The organism is Winogradskyella undariae (assembly GCF_013285155.1).
In the GTDB taxonomy this organism is placed as follows: domain Bacteria; phylum Bacteroidota; class Bacteroidia; order Flavobacteriales; family Flavobacteriaceae; genus Winogradskyella; species Winogradskyella undariae.
Genome location: NZ_JABTEL010000019.1, coordinates 1 through 21,570 on the forward strand (window position 1 = coordinate 1; position 21,570 = coordinate 21,570).

Genomic DNA, 21,570 nt, shown 5'->3' on the forward strand with positions numbered 1-21,570 from the left:
TGGTACTACTTTACTGTGGAAGAGTAGGTCGCCGCCTTTTTAAGAACCCTTACTAGTTAGCTAGTAAGGGTTTTTTGCTTTTTATAGAGTTTTTTATTTACTCCAAAGCTCTTAATATCGATAATCGTATACCCAAAACTGAATACTTATAATATAGATCCTATTAGCGTTTAGATTTGCTTTATTTACTATTTTAGAATTCTCTTATAAATATCTATTCTTTTACTCTTCTAGTTATAGAGGTCTGTATATATTATTGTAAGCTTTTAATTAGAATGACTCTCTTGTAAAATAGAATATTTATTCCTTTATCCTATCCTATCCTATCCTATCCTATCCTATCTTATCATTGTAATAATTTCGCTATGTATAAAATTTTACGAAGACTCATTATTGTGGCTTGTTATATCGTGATTTACTTTATGTATTCTGTAGTTAGGAAAATTTAGCTAATGATTATTTTACTTTTTTAAAAATAGGAATATTGATTATTTATTAAAAGTTAAAACTCATTCAAATATTTGCTATATATTATATAAAGGCTAATGAGGTTTCACTAAAAATAAGAAAGTAATTAACTCAAATGAATGACAAAATATAGTATTATTTTTCTGAAATTATATATTCATATTTTATAATTGTTAAGCTTGATTCAATTATGTATGAATTATTATTTATTAAACGCAAATAATTTATAGTCCTATTAATATAGTTGAATTGTTTATTGGATTATTATAATACTAGTGGAATAATTTTGTATTAGTTATTGGGTTATCCTTTTCTAGAATAATAAAGTTTTGATTTATTCTAATGAAATTATTGCTTGTAGCAATTGGGTTAACTTGTACAATTAATTATTTTATTAATCTATAAATTTAGCTTTTAGTTCTGGAGATGGAATCATACAAGATTCTTTTTTACCATACCATTTATAACGATTTTTAGCAATATAATTATAAAACCAATTTCTTAAAAAAGCAGGTAAAATTAAAAATACAGCTAAAATGTTTGTAGGGAAACCAAGATGTTTAGCAGTTAGTAATGCTGCAGTAGATTTATAAGATAGCTTATCTTTTATGGGATTATAAAGTAGAATAGAATCTGTTTCATCAGTATCAATTTTGAATTTTTTAATGACCTGTTTTCCAATATTACTTTGAAGTGGAGCAAATAAAAACTGATTTTTTATATCCCGTTTTATAACATATAATACACTAGAGTTACAAAGATTGCAAACGCCATCAAAAAGTATTAATTGTTTATTATTTGGGATATCTATCTTCATTTAAATACGAAATGTTATTTTATTTTTTCATGGCTTGCACCAGTTCTAATTGGTCTAAGCTTACGTTAGTTGTAAACATACCATAGTTTACGTTAGCCTTTCCTTTTTCAATACTATCTATAGTACCAACAGCTTTACCATCTAGCAATCTTACACGGTCATTAAGTCTTAAAATAGCTTTAGGTTTTTCTACTTTTATAGATTTTTTCTTGGCTTCTTTTTTCTTTTCTCGAATAACTTCAACTTTCTTTTCTGCTTCTTGCTTTACTTGTTTCTCTTTTGCTTTGATTGTTTTTTTCTGTTTAGCAGATACTTTTTTACGCTTAGAGTTTTCAATTTGAACTAATCGAAATAACTCGTCAATTAGTGTTTTCTTTTTTTTGTCTTCAAAGTATTTTTCAGAAATATCATTCATCTTTTGACCTAAATAAATAAGACGTTGATTAGAATCATATAATTCTTGATAGCTCTCTAATTTCTTTTGAACTTTAGCATTGATTTCTTCTAATTTATCTGCTTCAGAAATCTTCTTTTTTTCGTTTTCTTTAAGTGACCGTTCTGTTCGCTCTAGTTTACTGCGTTCTTTTTGAAGTTTAGCTATCGTAGCATCAAAACGTACTTTACCTCTCTCAATCTTCTTTTTAGACTTGTTAATTAAGCTATATGGAATTCCATTTTTTTGTGCGACTTCAAACGTAAAAGAACTACCTGCTTGCCCAACGACTAATTTGTACATGGGCTCTAATGTTTTTTCATTAAAGAGCATATTAGCATTTTGAATTTGAGGCAATTCATTAGCTAGTAATTTTAAATTAGAATAGTGTGTAGTTATAATTCCATAAGCTTCACGTTCATAAAATACTTCTAAAAATGTTTCCGCTAACGCACCACCCAATTCTGGATCACTTCCTGTTCCAAATTCATCAATTAAGAATAGTGTTTTATTGTTACATTTCTTAAGAAAATAATTCATCTGTTTTAACCTGTAACTATAGGTACTTAGATGGTTTTCTATAGATTGATTATCACCAATATCACTTAGAATTCTATCGAATAAACAAACATAGCTTCTTTCGTGAACAGGAATTAGCATTCCACTTTGAATCATGACCTGTAGTAAACCAACAGTTTTTAACGTAATACTTTTTCCACCTGCATTTGGTCCAGAAATGACAATAATTCGACTATCTTTTTCTAAGCCTATTGTTTGTGGAAATGTTGTTTTACCATTTTCTTTATTGGTTAAATAGAGTAGAGGATGATAAGCATCTCGTAGATTCATGCTACGTTCCTCAGAAAACTCAGGTAATATAGCATTCATACTTTCTGCATATTTTGCTTTTGCAGAAATAACATCTAATTGCGTTAGAAATTCTTGATAATTATGAAGAAGCGGAGTAAAAAGTCGGATATAATCCGTTAACTCTTTTAATATTTTTATGACTTCTTCTTTTTCTTCGTATTCTAAATTATTGAGTTCTCTAGTATGCTGAAGTGTTGTTTCGGGTTCTATATAAACAATACTACCCGTTTTGCTACCTCCCATTATAGCTCCTCTAACTTTTCTTCGATACATCGCTTTTACCGCTAGTACACGTTTGTTATCTACAACAGATTCTCTGATATCATCTAGATAGTCGAGATTATTGTAGGTATTTAAAGCTGAAGAAAAGCTGCTATTAATTTTACCTTTTAAAAGGTTTATAGATTTACGTAGGTTAGATAAAATAGGTGATGCATTATCTTTAATATCTCCAAACCGATCAACAACGGCATCAATTTGTGTAATAAGCGATGTGTTTATTTCTATGTGCTGACTAAATTCTTTAAGTTTTGGGTAATATTCTTTAAATTTTTCTAAAAATTTTAAAATAGCATTTACTGTCAGAGACATGCTTACCAATTTTTGTAAACTTGAAACTTCTAGGTATGTATTTTCTATTTTAAGTAGTTTTAGCTCTTTGGCAATGGCATCGAATCCATGATTTGGTATTCTATTATCATTATCATAAGATGATAAATATTCATTAACGTAGATAAGCTCGCGTTTTAGTTGTTCTTCATCTTTAAATGGAAGAATAGCTAATACGGCTTCTTTACCTAAAGCAGTAAGTGTATGTTGGCTAATTTGATTTAAAACAGTAAAAAACTCAAGGTCTTTTAAAGTTTTTTCATGAATATTTATCATGTATTGTTAATCGTTTTTTTAGAATTACAAATTTAGGGTATTATATGCTTTTATAGATACGAAGAGGCTGCTAATACTAATAAAGTAATTATAATGAGAATTATAAATAAAGGAAATATAAATTTTAACCATTTGCTAAAGTTAATTTTTGCAACTGCTAGCGATGCTAAAATTAATCCTGTTGGATTAATAAGGTAAAATAGACCTAATCCGTATTGGTAGGTATTTACAACAACTTCTCTACCAATACCAACTGTATCTGCTAAAGGTGCCATTATAGGCATCGTTAAAACAGCCATCCCCGAAGAACTAGGAATAAAGAATGACAAGGCAGAGTAAATTAAAGTTAAAGCACTTGCAAAAATACCTTTATTCATACCGTTGGTAATATCACTGGCATAATACAATAGTGTATCACTAATTAAACCATCAGTCATTAAAACGGTAACACCTCTAGCAATACCAATAATTAAAGCAACACCTAATAAGTCGCTAGCTCCTTTTACAAAAGTTTCAATAAAATCGGTTTCGCTAATTTTAATAATAACTCCTATTATTATAGAACCTATTAAGAATACAGTTGTCATTTCTACAAACCACCAATCTAACATTGATACACCAATAATCATAATAATGAAACAACTTGTAAATACGAATAAAGCAAGTTTTAATCGCCAGTTAAAATCAATATTAGTAGTATCTTTTATTGCAAATAGATTAGCGATTTCTTCTCTTTGGTCATAAATTAAAGATTTGGTTGGATCGTTTTTAACACGCTTAGCATAACGCATTATATAAAGTATAGTAACGGTTAGACATAAAAGCAGCATAAAAACACGTCCGTATAAACCTGTTGTCCAATTAATACCAGCAGCATCACTAGCTATAATAGTAGAAAAAGGATTTATAGTAGAACACATGGTGCCTATTGCTGAACCTAGGAAAATACTTGCTACTCCCACAATTGCATCGTATTTAGCAGCTAAAAAAACAGGAATTAAGATAGGGAAGAAGGCGATGGTTTCTTCGGCAAAGCCAAATGTTGTGCCTCCTAAAGCTACTAATGTAGTGACTAAAACAATAAGCAATGGTTCTCGTCCTTTTAATAAAATGGCTAATTGACCTATTGCCGCATCAAAAGCACCAGATTTATTAAGTATACCAATTAAGCCACCAATAATTAAGACTAGAAAAATGATATCTGCTGCTTCAATAATTCCTTTTACAGGTGATTTTACAAAATCATAAAAACTTTGTGGTTTAGATTCTAGTTTATTATAAGTTCCTGGGATATTGATGGGTTTATAAATATCTCCATTTGTGAATTTTTCTATTGGAATTTTAATATTTAAATCTTCGAGTGTTGTTTGAGATGCATCTAAGCTAATTTCTTCATCTAGACTTAATCGTGTAAATTTGTCAGTGGAGGTGTTATAACTTAAAGTATCGTATTTTCCAGCAGGAACAACCCATGTCAATAGAGTCACTAAGCCGGCAATTATAAATAGTATGGTTTGTGCTGAAGGAAATTTTAGATGTTTCATCTTTAAAATAATTTGACGCCAAAGATAAACTTATAGAATTTAATTTGTTTTTAAATATGGATGTAAATATTAATAAAAGTTGGAAAAATGAACTCAATTTAGAGTTTGAAAAACCATATTTTAAAAATTTAGAATCTTTTGTAGATGAAGAATATAAAAATCAGGTTTGCTTTCCTAAAGCATCAGATATTTTTAATGCTTTTAACCGTTGTAAATTTGATGATGTAAAGGTTGTTATTATAGGTCAAGATCCTTATCATGATGTAGGGCAAGCTAACGGTTTATGTTTTTCTGTTAGTGATGGAATAAAACATCCCCCTTCTTTAGTTAATATTTTTAAAGAAATTGAAGAAGACTTAGGAATACCGTATCCTAAATCAGGAAACTTAATGCCATGGGCTGATCAAGGTGTATTATTGTTAAATGCAACGTTAACAGTGAGAGCACATGAAGCAGCTAGCCATCAAAAACAAGGATGGGAGCAATTTACAGATGAAGTTATTAAAATAGTGAGTGCTAAAAAAAGTGATGTGGTGTTTTTACTTTGGGGCGGATTTGCAAAGAAAAAAAAGAAATTGATTGACGTAAGCAAACATCATATCTTAGAAAGTGGACATCCTTCTCCTTTAAGTGCAAATAGGGGGTATTGGTTCGGGAATAAGCACTTTAGTAAAACTAACTTCCTGTTGCAGCAAGTTGGCGTCTCTGTAATTGATTGGAAACGACTGTAGATTCTTTTTTTTCTTTAGCAAAATGAGGTATCCTACCATCATTTTTCTTACTTGTTTTATTACAACTAAAGATTAATAATAAAAAATTCAACACAACTAAAGAACATAAAATTAAAACAATATTTATTATCATATTTACCAGATTAAGATAGGTTAATCATTTATTAAGTTTTTGTTAAGTGTTAGTTAAAGGGTTTACAAATGTAATTGTTTTTTTTGAATTCAAAAAGACAACTACATAAATAAATTTAACTCTAAACAAAAACAGGTCAAATACTTAGCTCTAATAAATGGAGGGGATTATAGATAAATCAATTAAATATCTATTTTTAATGGAATTCTAAATTTTATGAATTAATTTTAAATATTCTACTTTTTCAGAAATAATGTTTAAATCATAAAGTTGATCTTGTACTATTTTTAAAGTATTTTCATCCATAACACTTTGTGACCATTCTGTTAAAGATAACCATTGCTGTACATCTTCTAATTCTTGCTCGTAACGATTTGCAATAGTTTTATCTATACTAGGAATGGATTTAAATTCAGCAGTTGTATTATTTATGATATCTAAAATTATTTTTAATTCTTCAGGGTTATTATCAATAAAATCTTGTCTTACAGCAATAACAAAACAAGGCCAAGGTGATGGGCAGTTGTCTATTCTTCTAAAAACTCCATTATCTACAATGGGTTTTGTGGTGAATTTTTCCCACATAAAATAATCAGCTTGACCTTCAGTTAATCCTTTAATCGCGCCATCTAGATTTTTTATTACTTCAAAATTGAGATCTTTTTCTAGATTCCAATCGTTGTTTTTAGCATTAACATATGCCATAAGATGTGATCCAGAACCGTATCTACTTATTGCAGCACGTGTTCCTTTTATATCTTCAACAGTTTCAAATTTAGAATCTGCAGCAACATGAATCCCCCAAATTAAAGGCGTTTCAACAAAAGTTTGAACTATTTTTGAAGGATTACCTTCAATGATGTCTTTAACAATACCTTCGGTAAGAATAACAGCCATATCAATCTCTCCAGATCTTAAAGCTTTTGTCATGGCACCTGTACCTCCATAATAATCATTCCACCTTAGGTTTATATCCTTATCTTTATATTCTCCATTTTTTAATGTTAAATACCAAGCTAGGTTAAAGTGTTCTGGTACTCCACCAATATTTACTTTCTTCATGTTTACTTCCTGCGATGGCAGAAATCTTTTAATTATACGTTATTCTTACTAGAGTAAATGCTAGATATACTTTTGAAATAAATAATTTCAAAAGTTGATTGTTTAAAGATTTACAATACGATCTAGAGCATATTGAATTAAATTTTCGATAACTTTCTTAGAATCTTTACTGAATTCTCCAGTAGCTCTATTAGCAATAATAGCATTTAGAGATAAAGCTTCATGTCCTAATAATTTTGAGAGGCCATAGATCGCAGCAGTTTCCATTTCAAAATTAGTAATTCTAAAATCTTTATAATTAAAGTTATCTAATTTAGTATTAAGATTAGCATCTTGTAATGGTAAACGTAATACTCTACCTTGAGGTCCGTAAAAACCACCAGCTGTGCCAGTCATTCCTTTAAAAGTTTGATCACTTTCAAAATGCTTTTCTAAATATTCACTGTTACTTATAATTATTGGTCTTGCTTTATTTTTATCCCAATTGGTATGTTTTATAAAAGCATCTTCAACTTCTGGATTTGTAATTCCTTCAAGTTGATAAAAATGCATCATTCCATTGATATCTAACCCATAAGTACTCAGTACAAATGCATCTACAGGAATATCTTTATGAAGTGAACCAGAAGTTCCTATTCTTATAATATTTAGACTAGATAATTCTGTTTTTGGTTGTCTTGTTTCCAAGTTAATATTAACCAAAGCATCTAATTCATTTAAAACGATATCAATATTATCTGGACCAATTCCTGTTGAAATAACAGTTAATCTCTTGTCATTATAATAACCTGTTTGTGTTTTAAACTCACGCTTTTGAGTGCTAAATTCAATGCTGTCAAAATGTTGCGTTATTTTTTCAACACGATCTTGATCACCAACAAAAATGATGGTATCCGAAATGTTTTCTGGTTTTAAATTAAGGTGGTAAACACTACCATCTGAATTTAGTATAAGTTCTGAATTTTTAATCGGCATTAAATATAGTTTTAATGAGTTTATTTTGTTCTTCGCTAAATTGATACTCTAGACGATTTATTCCCCCATATTTCATGTTATTATTAACCTCTATTGCAAAATTATGTTGTTGTAATAAGGCTTCGTGGCCTTTTCTATTAAGTGCAATATTATCTTCTGAAACGGTGTAGAATAAAGATAACTCTTTTATTTTAAGATTTAACTGTAGATCGCTATAACCATAATAACCTTGATAATTTAAGCAATAGCCTAGCAAGTGGTTAATGGATTTAACATTATTTTCATTTATAATTTTTAAGATATTGGCTTCAATATTACCTAAACCACTTTTTTGATGCGGAAAACGCTCTAAATGTGCTTTTAAGCAATTGCTCATGTATTTAAAGTTAGACTCTTCAACAATATAGGGCTTAAAAATATTATGGTCTTTACCACAATATGTACGCCATAAAGCAATCGCTAAGTTAATATCTTTACTAGTTAATTTAACCTTGTTTTGATAGTGAGATTTAAGCTGGCCTGAACTTAATTCAGACAAACCTTTAAGGCTTTTTTCGCCTTTAACACGTCCACTACAAATAAGATATAAAGGTTTTTCTATTTCTTTTTGATGTAATAAATTGATAACACCTAATAAATTGATGTGGCAAAATAAATCGTAATCAAACCATAAATTTATTTCTGAATATTCTTCTACATTATCTAGTTTGGCAAGCTCATGTTTCATGTCTTTTTCGTCAACTTCGATATTGTAATGCTCTTTTAAAAAATCAATACGAAGTTCAATAAACTCATCAGAATCTATTTTTGCAATCGTTGGGCCTTCACATAGCATTTCTTGCCAAGTGAGTATATCGTCTTTAAAATCTAACTCTTTTAAAAAATCGGTTAGATTATTACCATTTGTAATATGTAAACATTGTTTTTCCATAGTTTAACCACCTACACGCTTAACGTTAAATCCTTTTTCTTTTAAAAGTGTCATAATTTTATCACGATAATCTCCTTGAATAATAATTTTATCGTCCTTGAAACTACCACCAACACTAAGTTTTGTTTTTAATTCTTTTGCTAACTTCTTAAAATCTTCAGTAGCGCCGGTATAACCTTCTAGAATAGTGATAGGTTTTCCTTTTCGCTTTTCGTATTTGCAAATTATGGGGTCGTCTTGTAGCCATAAATTGTCTTTAGAATCGCTAGTAGACTCTGTTGGCTCAGGCGTGTGTTCTGGAAAGAGGTTTTTTAGTTGATCTTGTAAATCCATTTTTCAGTCTTCAGTATTTTAGTTGGCAGTCTTCAGTTTTTTGTATGCACTATATTAGTGGATTGATAACTGTAGACTGCCAATAGACTATTATTTCTTAATAAGTCCTAATTCAATTAGACGTTCATTTAAAAATTCGCCAGCTGTTATATCTTCAAATTGTTTTGGATTATCTTCATCAATACAACTCTCTAAAACATCTAATTTCATTTCACTAACAGGATGCATAAAAAATGGCATTGAGTAGCGCGATGTTCCCCAAAGTTCTCTTGGTGGGTTTATAACACGGTGAATAGTAGATTTTAATTTGTTATTAGAATGTCTCGATAACATATCACCAACATTAATCATTAATTCGTCTGGCTCTGCAATAGCATCAATCCATTCGCCATCATTACGTTGCACTTGTAAACCTCTACCTTGTGCACCCATTAATAAGGTAATAAGATTGATGTCTCCATGAGCAGCAGCTCTTACAGCATTTTTAGGTTCTTGAGTAATTGGAGGGTAATGAATAGGTCTTAAAATAGAGTTGCCATTATGGATGTAATTATCAAAATAAGTTTCTTCTAAATTAAGATATAATGCTAAAGAACGCAATACGTATTTTGCTGTTTTTTCGAGCATTTGGTAAGTTTGTTTACCTACTTTATTAAAATCTTCTAGTTCTTTTACGTCAACGTTTTCAGGATATTGTTTACGTCGTTCTTCATCATCGTCAACATATTGTCCAAAATGCCAAAATTCCTTTAAATCACCTTCTTTTTTTCCTTTGGCACTCTCTTTTCCGAAAGAGACATAACCACGTTGTCCGCCAATTCCAGGTACTTCATAACCTTCTTTAACGTCTACAGGTAAATCGAAAAAACTCTTAACTTCTGAATATAAGCTATCTACTAAAGTATCCTCTAAAAAATGTCCTTTTAAAGCTACAAATCCGATGTCTTCGTAAGCTTTTCCTATTTCATTAATAAACTTTTGTTTTCGCTTTGGATCATCAGAAATGAAATCCTTTAAATCTACACTAGGTATTCTATCCATGGGATATCTATTTAAATTTTTGTCAATATACAAAAGTAACAATAATAGTGATATAACAATAAGGCATCCTTAATAGACTATTTGAAGCCTAATAATCAATTGTTAAGCAATTTTATTTACATTTGAAAGATTACTGAAACAACACTTTATGCCAAAAATTACAAAAAGTAACATAGATTACAACAAAAGAAATTTGAATGATCAGACGTTGTTAAAGCTTTATTACAATATGCTAAAACCGCGATTAATAGAAGAAAAGATGCTTATTCTTTTACGTCAAGGAAAAATTTCAAAATGGTTTTCTGGGATTGGACAAGAGGCTATTTCTGTAGGCGTAACAATGGCATTAAAGTCTAGTGAATATATATTACCAATGCACAGAAACCTTGGTGTATTTACAACTCGGCAAATTCCGTTAAAGCGTTTATTTTGTCAATGGCAAGGTAAATTAAGTGGGTTTACAAAAGGAAGAGATCGTTCGTTTCATTTTGGAACACAAGAGTATAATATTGTAGGAATGATATCTCATTTAGGCCCTCAAATGGGTGTTTCAGATGGAATAGCATTAGGTAATTTATTACATAAAAATGGTAATGTAACAGCTGTTTTTACAGGTGAAGGCGGTAGTAGTGAAGGTGATTTTCATGAAGCTTTAAATGTGGCTTCTGTTTGGAAATTACCTGTTATTTTTTGTATTGAAAATAATGGATATGGACTTTCTACCCCAACAGAAGAGCAATATAATTGCAAGCATTTAGCAGATAGGGGTAAAGGTTATGGTATTGAATCTTTTATTTTAGATGGAAATGATATAATTGAAACTTATACTAAGGTTAAAAAATTAGCTGAAAGTATTAGAAAACATCCACGTCCTATTTTAATAGAATTTAAAACCTTTAGAAGAAGAGGGCATGAAGAGGCAAGTGGTACAAAATATGTCCCTAAAGAATTAATAGAAGAGTGGGAAGCAAAGGATCCCATAGAAAATTTTAGAAGTTTCCTTTTTAGTAAAAAAATACTAAACCCAGAAATCGAAGAAACTTATAGTTCTGAAATTAAATCTGAAATTGAGAAAGCGTTAGCCTCAGCTTCCATTGAGCCAGATATTATTGCAAATGCAGACACAGAACTAAATGATGTCTATAAATTCTTTAATTATAAAGAATATCTTCCAAATAAACTTACAAAAGAATTACGTTTTGTAGATGCGATTTCAGAAGGACTAAAACAATCTATGGAAAAGCATAAAGATCTTGTTATTATGGGACAAGATATTGCGGAATATGGAGGTGTTTTTAAAATCACTGAAGGTTTTGTAGAGGCTTTTGGAAAAGAACGGGTAAGAAATACACCTATATGTGAATCGGCAATTGTTGAAACCGCCATGGGATTATCTATTTCAGGAATAAAATCGGTGGTAGAAATGCAATTTGCAGATTTTGCAACTTCAGGTTTTAATCCCATAGTTAATTATTTAGCTAAATCGCATTACAGATGGGGGCAACAAGCAGATGTTGTTATAAGAATGCCTTGTGGAGGTGGCGTTGCAGCAGGTCCTTTTCACTCTCAAACAAATGAAGCATGGTTTACAAAAACTCCAGGACTAAAAGTTGTTTATCCTGCGTTTCCATATGACGCAAAAGGGTTGTTGGCAACAGCTATAAATGACCCTAATCCTGTTTTGTTTTTTGAACATAAAGCTTTATATAGAAGTATTAGACAAGAGGTTCCTACAGATTATTTTACCCTTCCATTTGGTCAAGCAGCATTTTTAAAAGAAGGAGAATCAGTCACAATTATTACTTATGGAGCGGGCGTGCATTGGGCTTTAGAAACCTTAGAAAACAATCCAAGTATTTCAGCAGATTTAATTGATTTACGAACATTACAACCATTGGATAAAGAATCTATAATAAATTCAGTACAAAAAACAGGACGAGCTATTATTCTTCAAGAAGACTCTCTGTTTGGAGGTATTGCAAGTGATATTTCTGCGCAATTAATGGAATCTTGCTTTGAATATTTAGACGCACCTGTAAAGCGTGTGGCAAGTATGGAAACACCAATACCTTTTATTGGTCAGTTAGAAAATCAGTATTTAGCTAAAGGAAAGTTTGAAGAAGTTCTAAAAGAATTGTTAATTTATTAATTATAGTTTGTCGTTGATAACCTTTATTTAGTAGATAAATATCTTCTTTCCGTCTAATAGATTTCTGAAATCTCTACCTATTAACTTATTTTATACTCTATAATTCCTATAGATCATTTTTATTTTTATTCAGAATGGGTTGTCAAACTTGTAGTTTAAGTTCATTAAAGTTTAAAAAATTATAGAATGATATGTTATAATAATTTAATTAAAATCCCTTATGAAATTAAGATTACTATTTATTTTACTTATTACTTCTGGTATCTGTTTTGCTCAAGCAATTCCTAATGATATTAAACCACCAAGTTGGACTAAAGCTAAAGCCATTGATTTATTACCTTATAAATTGCCTTCTTTTGATTTAGATAAATTACAAAAAGAAGATGAAATTAATGATAAAGATAAATCCATCCCTTGGCGTTTTGGTCATGACATTTATGTAGATCATAATTTTAACGATGTCGGTGAGTGGACAACTTTAGATAATGGAGATCGTATATGGAGAATGTCTTATGTTTCTGAAGGAGCATATACATTAAACTTTATGTTTGATGTGTTTAAAATTCCAGAAGGAGCTACACTTTATGTTTACAATAATGAAAAAACAGATTTATTAAGACCTTTTACATACCACAATAATAATTCTGAAGAAGTTTTAGGTACATGGTTAGTAGAAGGTGATCAAGCTTGGATAGAATATTATCAACCAGCTAATGTAACAGGTGAAGCTAAAATTACAGTGGGTTCTGTTATTCATGGCTATAGAACAGCTGATTCTTTTCAAAAATCCCTAGGTGATTCAGGTGATTGTAATCAAGATGTAGATTGTGATATTGCTCCTGCAACTGATCCATATGATTTAGATACACTTAAGGATGATGTAAAAAAGGCTGTAGGTATGCTTGTAACTAATGGTTCTGGATTTTGTTCTGGGACTTTAGTAAATAATACAAATAATGATGGAACACCTTATTTTTTAACAGCAAACCACTGTAGTGGAGGTGAAGGCAGTTGGGCATTTAGATTTAATTGGAGAAGTACTAATACTTCTTGCGGAACAACAACAAGTAGTACCAATGGAGCATATAACCAAACGGTTAGTGGATCTACCGTGAGAGCTAAAAACTCACAATCAGATGTTGAATTAGTAGAGATTACAGATACTAGTTTTTTTGAGAATAATCTAGATCTAGTTTGGGCAGGATGGAATAATTCTATAGTAACAACACCAGTTGTTAATTTTGGAATACACCACCCGAGTGGAGATATTCAAAAAGTGAGTAGAGATGATGATGGAGCAACTAGAACATCTACTAATTTTAATGGAAATAGTGACACTCAAATGTGGCTAATCAGTGATTGGGATTTAGGAGTTACCGAAGGTGGTTCTTCAGGGTCTGGTTTATTTAATGAAACAGGTCATTTAATAGGTACATTATCTGGTGGTACTGCAGCATGTTCAGGAACTACTGATAACGGTGGTTATGATCTTTATGGTCGTTTTGGTATTGGTTGGGATTATGGAAACTCTTCTTCCTCAAGACTTAAAGAATGGTTAGATCCATCAGATTCTGGTGTTGAAATTTTAGATCAATATTTGGCCTCAGAAACTTATGATATAGATGCAAGAGCAAATGCAGGTACTAATAGTTCTGAAATATGTAGTGAAGATTTTGCTCCTCAAGTTACACTTGTAAATTCAGGTGAATTAGCATTGACTTCAGCTGAGATTTCTTATTATATTGATGAAGAGTCTAGTACATCTGTAAGTTGGACAGGAAGCTTGCTTAGTGGAGAAAGCGTCGTTGTTGCTACACCAACATATACAAACCTTTCTTCAGGAAGTCATGTGTTTATTATTAACGTTTCTAGTCCAAACGGAACTGTAGATGAGAATACAGTTAATGATACATTTGGATATGGTTTTAAAGTATCTACCTCTTATGTAACATCATCACTTACTTTAGATATTTTCACGGACAATTATGGATATGAAACATCTTGGGAGTTATTAGATAGTTCAGGAACAGTTGTAAGTAATGGACCAGTTTCAGATTATGCAGGTTTGTCTGATAATCAAGAAATAATTGAGCTTACAAATTTTAATGAATGCTATACTTTTACAATATTTGATGAGTATTCAGATGGTATTTGTTGTTCTTATGGTTCTGGAACCTATAGTTTAACTGACGAAAATGGTAATACTATAATTTCAGGAGGAGAGTTTGGAGCATCAGAATCAGTTACTTTTAGAGTAGAAGAGTCTTTAAGTGTAAATGATTTTAATTTAGATGGTTTAATTAATCTTTATCCAAATCCTACAACAAATATTTTGAATGTAGATTTAACTAATTTAGATGAAGATGTAAGCTATCAGGTTTTTAATATTTTAGGTCAGGATATTCAAAAAGGTAGTTTAAAATCTAATACCACAAATGTTTTAAACCTTTCATCGTACCAAAGCGGTGTTTATTTTATAAAATTATCAACGAACTCAGGTTCAATGACTCAAAAGCTAATTAAGAAATAAGCTTTACAGTTTTAATAAATTTATAAAACCGTCAGTTTCTTTAATTAGGAACTGACGGTTTTCTTTTACTCTAATGATTTGAGTCTTTTTAAGATGTGTAAGTCTTTATACAATTACAATATTATGCATAGATTTATTATATTTAGAACATGAAGACACGCATTTATCTCATTTTTATATTAATTCTTTGCTTTTATAATTGTAACACAACAGTTAAAGAAAAAGATTGTAATAAAAAGAGTCTTTTAGTAACTGCCACAGCATATAATTCACTTGCTTATCAAACCAGTTCTAATCCGAGTATTACCGCTTTTGGAGACAGTTTAAAACCAGGATTAAGATATATTGCTGTATCTAGAGATCTATTAGATTCTGGATTAGTACATAATACCAAAGTAAAACTCCAAGGTTTTGACAGTTTGTATATCGTAAAGGATAAAATGCACGGTCGTTGGAGAAAACGTATTGATATTTACATGGATAATGATGTCACTAAAGCAAAAGAATGGGGTAGAAAGAAAATTAAAATGGAATATTGTCTTCCTTCAAAAGATTCAATCACTCTAAAGACCGTTCAACCATAATTTCAGATACGATGAAGGGGTAAGCTTCTTGTACCAATTTTAATTCTTTTTTAGTTAATTGATTAGGATTTTTTTTTAATACTTCTTTAGAATACCGATTGCGTAAATCATAATACGCTTTTGTTATTTCATCTTGTACCGCTACAAATAAGTTATATTTTGTTGCAGATTTATGACTTAAAGAAATAACTGCTTTCGTTGGATGATCAGAAGATTCAGAATTTTTAAAACCATCACAATAATCGCAATTATTAATACCGTTATTATCAATAAAAGTTTCAACAATGTTTTTGACCTCCGATAATTGAACAAGTTCTTCTTCAATCATAATTTCTTGTTTTTCATTCATTGAAATTCGGAGTAAATTTCGCTCATGGATATCAGCAGTACAATCGCCGGTATCACATACTCGAGGTAATTGTCGTAAAATTCCTTTGTCGGTAGAAATAGTGGTAGTCACCAAAAAGAAAATAAGTAATAAAAAGGCAATGTCTGCCATGGATCCTGCATTGACCGATACAGGAAGTCTTCGAAATGATTTCATAATTATAAAGATTTAAATGTTAATTTTTTGTTAACTGCAAGAACGGTACCACTATTTAAAATCTTCTCAATAATTCATTTCATAAACCTTTACAAAGTGGTATTTTTGCGAAATTAACCCAAAGCTAAAGTTATTATATGTCGTTAGAAAACGAAACCATACAACAAAATGCAACTGAAAAAAGCCTTTATGATTATCAAATAAAGGACCTTAATCGCATTTTTGATGTCATGCGAAATGAACCTGATGATTATAATCTTTTGTACCAACTACCAACAGGTGGAGGAAAAACAGTTATTTTTTCTGAAATTGTTAGGCGTTATGCTGAGCAACACCAAAAGAAAGTAGTAATTCTTACACACCGAATAGAACTTTGTAAGCAGACTTCTAACGTGTTATCTGGTTTTAATGTTAAGAACAAAGTGATTAACAGTAAGGTGAAAACTTTACACGACCAAGATGAGTATGAGTGTTTTGTTGCTATGGTTGAAACCTTAAACAACCGTTTATCTGATAATGAGTTTGAATTAAAAAATGTAGGCTTAGTTATTATTGATGAAGCCCATTATAACTCGTTTAGAAAGCTCTTTAAATTTTTTGAAAAATGCTTTATTTTAGGAGTTACAGCAACACCGCTGAGTAGTAATATTAAACTACCAATGAAAGATAATTATAAAAATCTTATTGTTGGTGATGATATTTCTACACTTATTAAAAATGGTTTTTTAGCTAATGCAGAAGTCTCAAATTATGATGTTGGTTTAACATCTTTAAAAATTGGTATCAATGGTGATTATACTGTAAAATCTTCAGAAGCTTTGTACACTAATAGCCTAATGCAATCTAAATTGTTATTAGCCTATGAGGAAATGGCAAAAGGAAAAAAGACGTTGATTTTTAACAATGGAATCCACACGTCTAAAGAAGTTTATTACACATTTAAAAAAGCGGGTTATAACGTTAGACATTTAGATAATACAGCCAATAAACAAGATCGTAAAGAAATTTTAAAATGGTTTAAACACACGCCAGATGCCGTATTGTCTTCGGTAAGTATCTTAACGACAGGTTTTGATGAACCTTCTGTAGAAACCATAATTTTAAACAGAGCAACGAGATCATTAACCTTATATTTTCAAATGATTGGTCGTGGAAGTCGTATTTATAAAGATCGTAAATCTTTTCAGGTGATAGATTTAGGGAATAACGAAGCCCGATTTGGACCATGGAATCAACCGGTAGATTGGCAACATATTTTTAAAAATCCCGATTATTATTTAGAAAATATAATTGGAGATGATTTATTAGAAAGAGATTTTGTTTATAAAATGCCAGATTATCTTAAAGTAAAATTTAAAAAATCTTACACTTTAAATTTTGATGTAAAATCAGAATATAAAAAGGTAATGGATGAAGGTAAAAAATCTTTTACAGTTATTGAGCGCTCTATTGCGCAGCATTCTCAAATGTGTATAGATAATAGTGAAGACGTTTACGATGCAAGAGAATTGATTAAAGAATTACAAGATGAAATTGCATTTAGAATAAAGCAGTATTGTTATTGTATTATGAATAGTACTCAGAATTATAAAGATTGGTTATTTGGAGAGTATAATAGAAAGTTAAGAATTAGTTTTAATGGTAAGTTTTAACTTTTTTTTGTAATGATTTCTATTTTTATACGTTTATTTTGAAACAGGTAAGTATTAAGGTACGATTTTTGTATTTTAAACTTCAGAATCATTAAAAGTCAATTTTTTATAATATTGAAAACTATAAAACTCATATTATTTATGTTCTGCATTTTATGCAGTACAATGGCTTTTGCTCAAATTACAGATAAGCAGACTAAATCTATTAGAATCCCTGCAGCAAAATCAGAAACTAAAAAAGATTCCGCTTTAGTTAAGATAAAGGTAGAACCTATTATCAAAAAAGAAAATGAGAAGGCAGGTGGGACAGAAGAGTCTGAGAAAAAATTTGTTTTTAAAGAAACCGAGAAACCGTTTTCTATGACAGATGATGATGATGGTTTAAAAAGTCCAGGCGAAATATTTGAAAATCGTTGGTTTAAGGAGGCTGTAAAAGGTGGAATTATAAGAACCATGTCCGATCAATTTCTTGGTGAACATCGTGTAGATACTAAGTTTGTAAATATAGTATGTAGAGATTATCAATATCCAGATGGTGATCGCGTTAAAATATCAGTTAATGGTAATGTTGTAAAGTCTAATTTGTTATTAACGGGGAATTACAGACGTGTAGAAGTGACTTTAGAAAAAGGGAGGAATGTTGTAGAAATAGTGGCTTTAAATCAAGGAGAATCTGGACCAAATACAGCTGAATTCATTGTTTATGATGACACAGGAAATCAAATCTCTTCTAAAGAATGGAACCTACTAACGGGTGTAAAAGCGACTATAGTTTTTAATAACGAAAAAGTAACCATTACTGAAAAAACAGCAAGCACAACAGAAGAGACGACTTCTAATAATTAATAGTTAAAACCTCGGCTGGTTTCATAGTTTCTAATTTATAGTCCCCAATTCTTACTCTTACTAATCTTAATGTTGGCAAACCTATTTTAGCCGTCATTTTTCTTACTTGTCTAAACTTTCCTTCTGTTATTGTTATGGATAGCCAGGAAGTGATGCCGTGGCGTTCATCTCTAACAAATCGTTCTATAATATGAGAGGTATCTTCTAATATTGAAGCCTTACAAGGTTTTGTTTTGTACAGCTTTCCTTCAACCGAAATATCAATTCCATTTTCTAATTCTAAAATGCCTTCAGGTGTAATTTGGCCATCGACCATAACATGGTATTCTTTTTCAATATTTTGGCTTGTTATATGATTGCTGAATTTTCCATCAGAGGTTAATAGTAATAAACCTTCAGATTTTTCATCTAAACGACCAACGGCCATAGTTCCTTCTGGTAAATCACAGATTTCACTTAGAAGTTTTTTAGATCTACGCTTGTTTTGATGATTTATAAACTGGCTTAAATAACCGTAAGGCTTATAAAGTTTGTAGTAATTTTGTGTACTCATAGTTTACCAAAAAGTAATAAAACATTTTTCAAATTTAGTATTATTCACTTTAAGCCAAACTAAAGGAGAACGATTTTCTTTTATCTGTTTTTCAATTATATCTTTAGCTATATTGAAATCTTGCCATTCAACATTAACGTGCGGATCTATTAGCCAATCTAGTTTTTCTGGAATATAAAATTTATAGGCTTCAAAAATGCTGATATCCTTATATGAAATATAGAATCCATATACACATTGCTCATTAATTGCATCTATAGTAATGTCATTTCTTTTATAAGGTAAAAATAACTGCGCTTTAAAACAGAGTTTTTGTGAAACCTCAGCAATATTAATATTGTAATCTTCTAATTGATGTTTGGTTTCATTTTTATAAAGAAGCGGAAATTGTTTGTTTTTTAGTTTTTCTAATTTATAGCAGAGCGCATCTTTTCTATTTGGACCAATCCAGTAGAATAGGGGATTGGTATAAGATTCTAGCGTATCGTATAAATAGAATTTATAAACGATTTCTAAGTGAATAGGTTTTTCTTTCATATAAAAAAGAGCATCAATCTCACCGATAGTTTGTTGCTCTTTTTGTATCTGTATGTTTTCTGTAATCCAATTTACAGAAGTTTGATGTTTTAATTGATAGAAGACAAATTCTTCAACAAGTTTTCCTAATCTCTGATTTTTAAAATCACTATCTGTATCTAATGATTTAAAAGTTAAAGGTAATTCTAATAAATCTACTTGAGTTAAATCCTTCGATTTAAAAAGTGAAGGTGTTTTTACGTAACCTTTATATCTTAATAATGTGCTTTTATTCATTGCATACTAAATTAAAATATATTTAGACAAAACTCTTGTTATAGCTGAATTTATTAATGTTAGTTTTTTTAGTATGAAAACTTTTTTAATTTCTGTAGAATGAATAATCAAAGATTAAATGATCTCTGTTACATTTGTAATATGCTTTGTTTGATCACCATTTATAATTATAGCACCTTTAAATATTTTAGGATTTTTCTCTAAAATGGTAACATAATCGTTTTCATCAAAATTTGAAGTTTCTTTAATTTCTTCTACTTTAGATAAATCCAATAAATCTTGAATACTCACATTTAGTTCTGTTGCTAATTCTTGCCATTGTGTAGGTGTTGGCATTGTATTGGTGATGTCAATCATCAAAATTTCTTTTCCAGACGACTTTAAATAACCTTCTAGTTGTTTTCCGAAATCAGAATCACTTGTATAAACACAATTAATTTGCTTTTTATCTCTGCTTATTACTCCCATAGTTTTTATTTTAATTTTAAACAAGATAGAGATTGTTCTTCCTTCGTTTTAACTGAAAAGAAATAAGTATTAACGTAATTACTATAGAGTAAAAAAGAGGCCTATTATTAGATTTAAGAATTATAGAATATGAATAAAAAAATAACGTTATTATTTATGATTTTAGACCATAAGTAATAACGTTAATAGTAATGGATGATAAACTGAATGCTTATCTGTAATAACTCTGACTCGTTCCTTTTGTACAGGCACAATTACTAGCACCTTGAAAAAAGTCTAAACCTATAGTTACCATATGTGTTCCGGAGTTATACGTAGATAAATCATTAATGGTAGCTTGGTATGAGTAAGCAAAAAAGAATTGATTAAATGTTATTCCAGCTATAGGGCCAACATTTAAAGGTTTCATAAATTGATCATTAAGAAAACGGTAAGATCCACCTACAAAATAGTAATCTCCTTTTCTATTGAATTTTCTATATTTAAAATTGATATCTGTACTAGAACGTTTATCACTACTAAACATTTGGTAAAAAACAGAGGGTTCTAATTCTACGTCTCTATTGCTCTTACTTTTTATAACCACACCAGTATAAATTTGATAATTTAAAAGTAGGCTAGGTTCAATATTATTATAATTATCTATATCCTTATTTAAAATGTTATTCGCATTAAAACTTAAATAATAAGCTTTCCAACGGTATAAAATTCCTGCATCAAAATTATTATTAGATTCACCTTTGTCATCTGTAATATATGGATCTAAAACAGGTGTATCATAAGTGGTATTAAAATCTTCTATAGCAATTCTAAAATTATTAATATTATAAGATATCCCGAAAGAAAGGAATTGTTTAGACTTATAATCTAATGTAATATGATGAGCAAAAGAAAACTTCGCACCTTTTTGATATGTGTTTCCATTTTTATCATTGTATGCAGATATTCCTAATCCAGAACGTTCAGAAATTCTAAAATCAGCATAAATAGATTGATTATCTGGTGCATCTTTAATTCCAACCCATTGGGTTAAACCATTGGCTCTAATTTTTAAATTATCACCAATTCCTGCATAAGTTGGGGAAATTACAAAATCGTTATCAGCTAAATACTGTGTAAATACAGGTAGGTTTAACTCTTGACCATAACTCTGTGCAAAGACTAAAAAAAGAATATATAGGGCTATTTTTTTCATAATGTTATCTTTC

Annotated in this window: 19 protein-coding genes; 6 read left to right on the forward strand and 13 right to left on the reverse strand. The window is 30.0% G+C overall.

What is annotated here, in order from left to right; all coding sequences use genetic code 11:
• Window positions 1–862: 862 nt before the first annotated feature.
• From HSX10_RS17140 to HSX10_RS17150, 3 genes are read right to left on the reverse strand one after another with little or no spacing between them, the layout of a single operon-like run.
• Window positions 863–1,285 (reverse strand): thiol-disulfide oxidoreductase DCC family protein, encoded by a 423-nt coding sequence (locus HSX10_RS17140; protein ID WP_173589479.1) that lies wholly within the window; start codon window positions 1,283–1,285, stop codon window positions 863–865.
• 19 nt (window positions 1,286–1,304) lie between these two features.
• Complete coding sequence (locus HSX10_RS17145; protein WP_173589480.1) at window positions 1,305–3,473, reverse strand: endonuclease MutS2; 2,169 nt, start codon at window positions 3,471–3,473, stop codon at window positions 1,305–1,307.
• 50 nt (window positions 3,474–3,523) lie between these two features.
• Entirely contained in the window at window positions 3,524–5,017 is a 1,494-nt protein-coding gene (locus HSX10_RS17150; protein ID WP_173589481.1) for a YfcC family protein, read from the reverse strand.
• A gap of 56 nt (window positions 5,018–5,073) precedes the next feature.
• On the opposite strand from HSX10_RS17150, the gene HSX10_RS17155 reads away from it, so the two are divergent.
• Entirely contained in the window at window positions 5,074–5,748 is a 675-nt protein-coding gene (locus HSX10_RS17155; protein ID WP_173589482.1) for a uracil-DNA glycosylase, read from the forward strand.
• Between the two features lie 340 nt (window positions 5,749–6,088).
• Here the strand turns inward: HSX10_RS17155 and HSX10_RS17160 are convergent, their stop codons facing one another.
• From HSX10_RS17160 to HSX10_RS17180, 5 genes are all read right to left on the reverse strand, one after another.
• Window positions 6,089–6,943 (reverse strand): substrate-binding domain-containing protein, encoded by an 855-nt coding sequence (locus HSX10_RS17160; RefSeq protein WP_173589483.1) that lies wholly within the window; start codon window positions 6,941–6,943, stop codon window positions 6,089–6,091.
• A 102-nt stretch (window positions 6,944–7,045) separates the two neighbouring features.
• Window positions 7,046–7,918, reverse strand: coding sequence for a nucleoside phosphorylase (locus tag HSX10_RS17165; RefSeq protein ID WP_173589484.1), 873 nt, complete (start codon window positions 7,916–7,918; stop codon window positions 7,046–7,048).
• Complete coding sequence (locus HSX10_RS17170; protein ID WP_173589485.1) at window positions 7,908–8,849, reverse strand: DUF1835 domain-containing protein; 942 nt, start codon at window positions 8,847–8,849, stop codon at window positions 7,908–7,910. Before HSX10_RS17170 ends, HSX10_RS17165 begins: the two co-directional genes overlap by 11 nt.
• A gap of 3 nt (window positions 8,850–8,852) precedes the next feature.
• The gene (locus tag HSX10_RS17175) at window positions 8,853–9,182 is read right to left on the reverse strand and encodes a translation initiation factor (RefSeq protein ID WP_173589486.1); all 330 of its coding nucleotides are present in this window, start codon (window positions 9,180–9,182) and stop codon (window positions 8,853–8,855) included.
• Window positions 9,183–9,272: 90 nt separating this feature from the next.
• A complete protein-coding gene (locus HSX10_RS17180; protein ID WP_173589487.1) occupies window positions 9,273–10,223 on the reverse strand; it encodes an isopenicillin N synthase family dioxygenase in 951 nt (316 codons plus the stop codon).
• Between the two features lie 148 nt (window positions 10,224–10,371).
• Here HSX10_RS17180 and HSX10_RS17185 point away from each other — a divergent pair, with 148 nt between their 5' ends.
• The 3 genes from HSX10_RS17185 to HSX10_RS17195 all read left to right on the forward strand — a co-directional run bounded on the left by HSX10_RS17185 (window position 10,372) and on the right by HSX10_RS17195 (window position 15,486).
• Window positions 10,372–12,372 carry an alpha-ketoacid dehydrogenase subunit alpha/beta gene (locus HSX10_RS17185; RefSeq protein WP_173589488.1) on the forward strand — a complete coding sequence of 667 codons (2,001 nt, stop codon included), beginning with the start codon at window positions 10,372–10,374 and terminating at the stop codon, window positions 12,370–12,372.
• Between the two features lie 220 nt (window positions 12,373–12,592).
• A complete protein-coding gene (locus tag HSX10_RS17190; RefSeq protein WP_173589489.1) occupies window positions 12,593–14,902 on the forward strand; it encodes a T9SS type A sorting domain-containing protein in 2,310 nt (769 codons plus the stop codon).
• A gap of 149 nt (window positions 14,903–15,051) precedes the next feature.
• Window positions 15,052–15,486, forward strand: coding sequence for a 3D domain-containing protein (locus tag HSX10_RS17195; RefSeq protein WP_173589490.1), 435 nt, complete (start codon window positions 15,052–15,054; stop codon window positions 15,484–15,486).
• Here the strand turns inward: HSX10_RS17195 and HSX10_RS17200 are convergent.
• Window positions 15,461–16,030 (reverse strand): ExbD/TolR family protein, encoded by a 570-nt coding sequence (locus tag HSX10_RS17200; protein WP_173589491.1) that lies wholly within the window; start codon window positions 16,028–16,030, stop codon window positions 15,461–15,463. The two genes, HSX10_RS17195 and HSX10_RS17200, sit on opposite strands and share 26 nt — an antisense overlap.
• A gap of 137 nt (window positions 16,031–16,167) precedes the next feature.
• Between HSX10_RS17200 and HSX10_RS17205 the strand changes: the two genes are divergently transcribed.
• A complete protein-coding gene (locus HSX10_RS17205) occupies window positions 16,168–17,682 on the forward strand; it encodes a DEAD/DEAH box helicase (protein ID WP_173589492.1) in 1,515 nt (504 codons plus the stop codon).
• Window positions 17,683–17,823: 141 nt separating this feature from the next.
• Window positions 17,824–18,528: a hypothetical protein gene (locus HSX10_RS17210; RefSeq protein WP_173589493.1), complete on the forward strand. Its 705-nt coding sequence runs from the start codon at window positions 17,824–17,826 to the stop codon at window positions 18,526–18,528.
• Here HSX10_RS17210 and HSX10_RS17215 read toward each other — a convergent pair.
• The 4 genes from HSX10_RS17215 to HSX10_RS17230 all read right to left on the reverse strand — a co-directional run bounded on the left by HSX10_RS17215 (window position 18,518) and on the right by HSX10_RS17230 (window position 21,557).
• Window positions 18,518–19,081, reverse strand: coding sequence for a pseudouridine synthase (locus HSX10_RS17215; protein ID WP_173589494.1), 564 nt, complete (start codon window positions 19,079–19,081; stop codon window positions 18,518–18,520). The genes HSX10_RS17210 and HSX10_RS17215 overlap by 11 nt on opposite strands.
• Window positions 19,082–19,084: 3 nt before the next feature.
• Window positions 19,085–19,894: a DUF1853 family protein gene (locus tag HSX10_RS17220; protein ID WP_173589495.1), complete on the reverse strand. Its 810-nt coding sequence runs from the start codon at window positions 19,892–19,894 to the stop codon at window positions 19,085–19,087.
• Between the two features lie 114 nt (window positions 19,895–20,008).
• On the reverse strand, window positions 20,009–20,362 hold the full coding sequence (locus tag HSX10_RS17225; protein WP_173589496.1) for an arsenate reductase family protein: 354 nt from the start codon (window positions 20,360–20,362) through the stop codon (window positions 20,009–20,011).
• Between the two features lie 211 nt (window positions 20,363–20,573).
• Complete coding sequence (locus HSX10_RS17230; RefSeq protein ID WP_173589497.1) at window positions 20,574–21,557, reverse strand: PorP/SprF family type IX secretion system membrane protein; 984 nt, start codon at window positions 21,555–21,557, stop codon at window positions 20,574–20,576.
• Window positions 21,558–21,570: the final 13 nt, after the last annotated feature.

What these genes read in the sequence shown, in the direction of transcription:
- HSX10_RS17155 (WP_173589482.1), top strand. Translation starts at nt 5,074, where the DNA reads ATGGATGTAAATATTAATAAAAGTTGGAAAAATGAACTCAATTTAGAG.
- HSX10_RS17225 (WP_173589496.1), bottom strand. Translation starts at nt 20,362, where the DNA reads ATGGGAGTAATAAGCAGAGATAAAAAGCAAATTAATTGTGTTTATACA.
- HSX10_RS17185 (WP_173589488.1), top strand. Translation starts at nt 10,372, where the DNA reads ATGCCAAAAATTACAAAAAGTAACATAGATTACAACAAAAGAAATTTG.
- HSX10_RS17210 (WP_173589493.1), top strand. Translation starts at nt 17,824, where the DNA reads ATGTTCTGCATTTTATGCAGTACAATGGCTTTTGCTCAAATTACAGAT.
- HSX10_RS17220 (WP_173589495.1), bottom strand. Translation starts at nt 19,894, where the DNA reads ATGAATAAAAGCACATTATTAAGATATAAAGGTTACGTAAAAACACCT.
- HSX10_RS17150 (WP_173589481.1), bottom strand. Translation starts at nt 5,017, where the DNA reads ATGAAACATCTAAAATTTCCTTCAGCACAAACCATACTATTTATAATT.
- HSX10_RS17200 (WP_173589491.1), bottom strand. Translation starts at nt 16,030, where the DNA reads ATGAAATCATTTCGAAGACTTCCTGTATCGGTCAATGCAGGATCCATG.
- HSX10_RS17170 (WP_173589485.1), bottom strand. Translation starts at nt 8,849, where the DNA reads ATGGAAAAACAATGTTTACATATTACAAATGGTAATAATCTAACCGAT.
- HSX10_RS17190 (WP_173589489.1), top strand. Translation starts at nt 12,593, where the DNA reads ATGAAATTAAGATTACTATTTATTTTACTTATTACTTCTGGTATCTGT.
- HSX10_RS17195 (WP_173589490.1), top strand. Translation starts at nt 15,052, where the DNA reads ATGAAGACACGCATTTATCTCATTTTTATATTAATTCTTTGCTTTTAT.
- HSX10_RS17180 (WP_173589487.1), bottom strand. Translation starts at nt 10,223, where the DNA reads ATGGATAGAATACCTAGTGTAGATTTAAAGGATTTCATTTCTGATGAT.
- HSX10_RS17215 (WP_173589494.1), bottom strand. Translation starts at nt 19,081, where the DNA reads ATGAGTACACAAAATTACTACAAACTTTATAAGCCTTACGGTTATTTA.
- HSX10_RS17230 (WP_173589497.1), bottom strand. Translation starts at nt 21,557, where the DNA reads ATGAAAAAAATAGCCCTATATATTCTTTTTTTAGTCTTTGCACAGAGT.
- HSX10_RS17140 (WP_173589479.1), bottom strand. Translation starts at nt 1,285, where the DNA reads ATGAAGATAGATATCCCAAATAATAAACAATTAATACTTTTTGATGGC.
- HSX10_RS17165 (WP_173589484.1), bottom strand. Translation starts at nt 7,918, where the DNA reads ATGCCGATTAAAAATTCAGAACTTATACTAAATTCAGATGGTAGTGTT.
- HSX10_RS17160 (WP_173589483.1), bottom strand. Translation starts at nt 6,943, where the DNA reads ATGAAGAAAGTAAATATTGGTGGAGTACCAGAACACTTTAACCTAGCT.
- HSX10_RS17175 (WP_173589486.1), bottom strand. Translation starts at nt 9,182, where the DNA reads ATGGATTTACAAGATCAACTAAAAAACCTCTTTCCAGAACACACGCCT.
- HSX10_RS17145 (WP_173589480.1), bottom strand. Translation starts at nt 3,473, where the DNA reads ATGATAAATATTCATGAAAAAACTTTAAAAGACCTTGAGTTTTTTACT.
- HSX10_RS17205 (WP_173589492.1), top strand. Translation starts at nt 16,168, where the DNA reads ATGTCGTTAGAAAACGAAACCATACAACAAAATGCAACTGAAAAAAGC.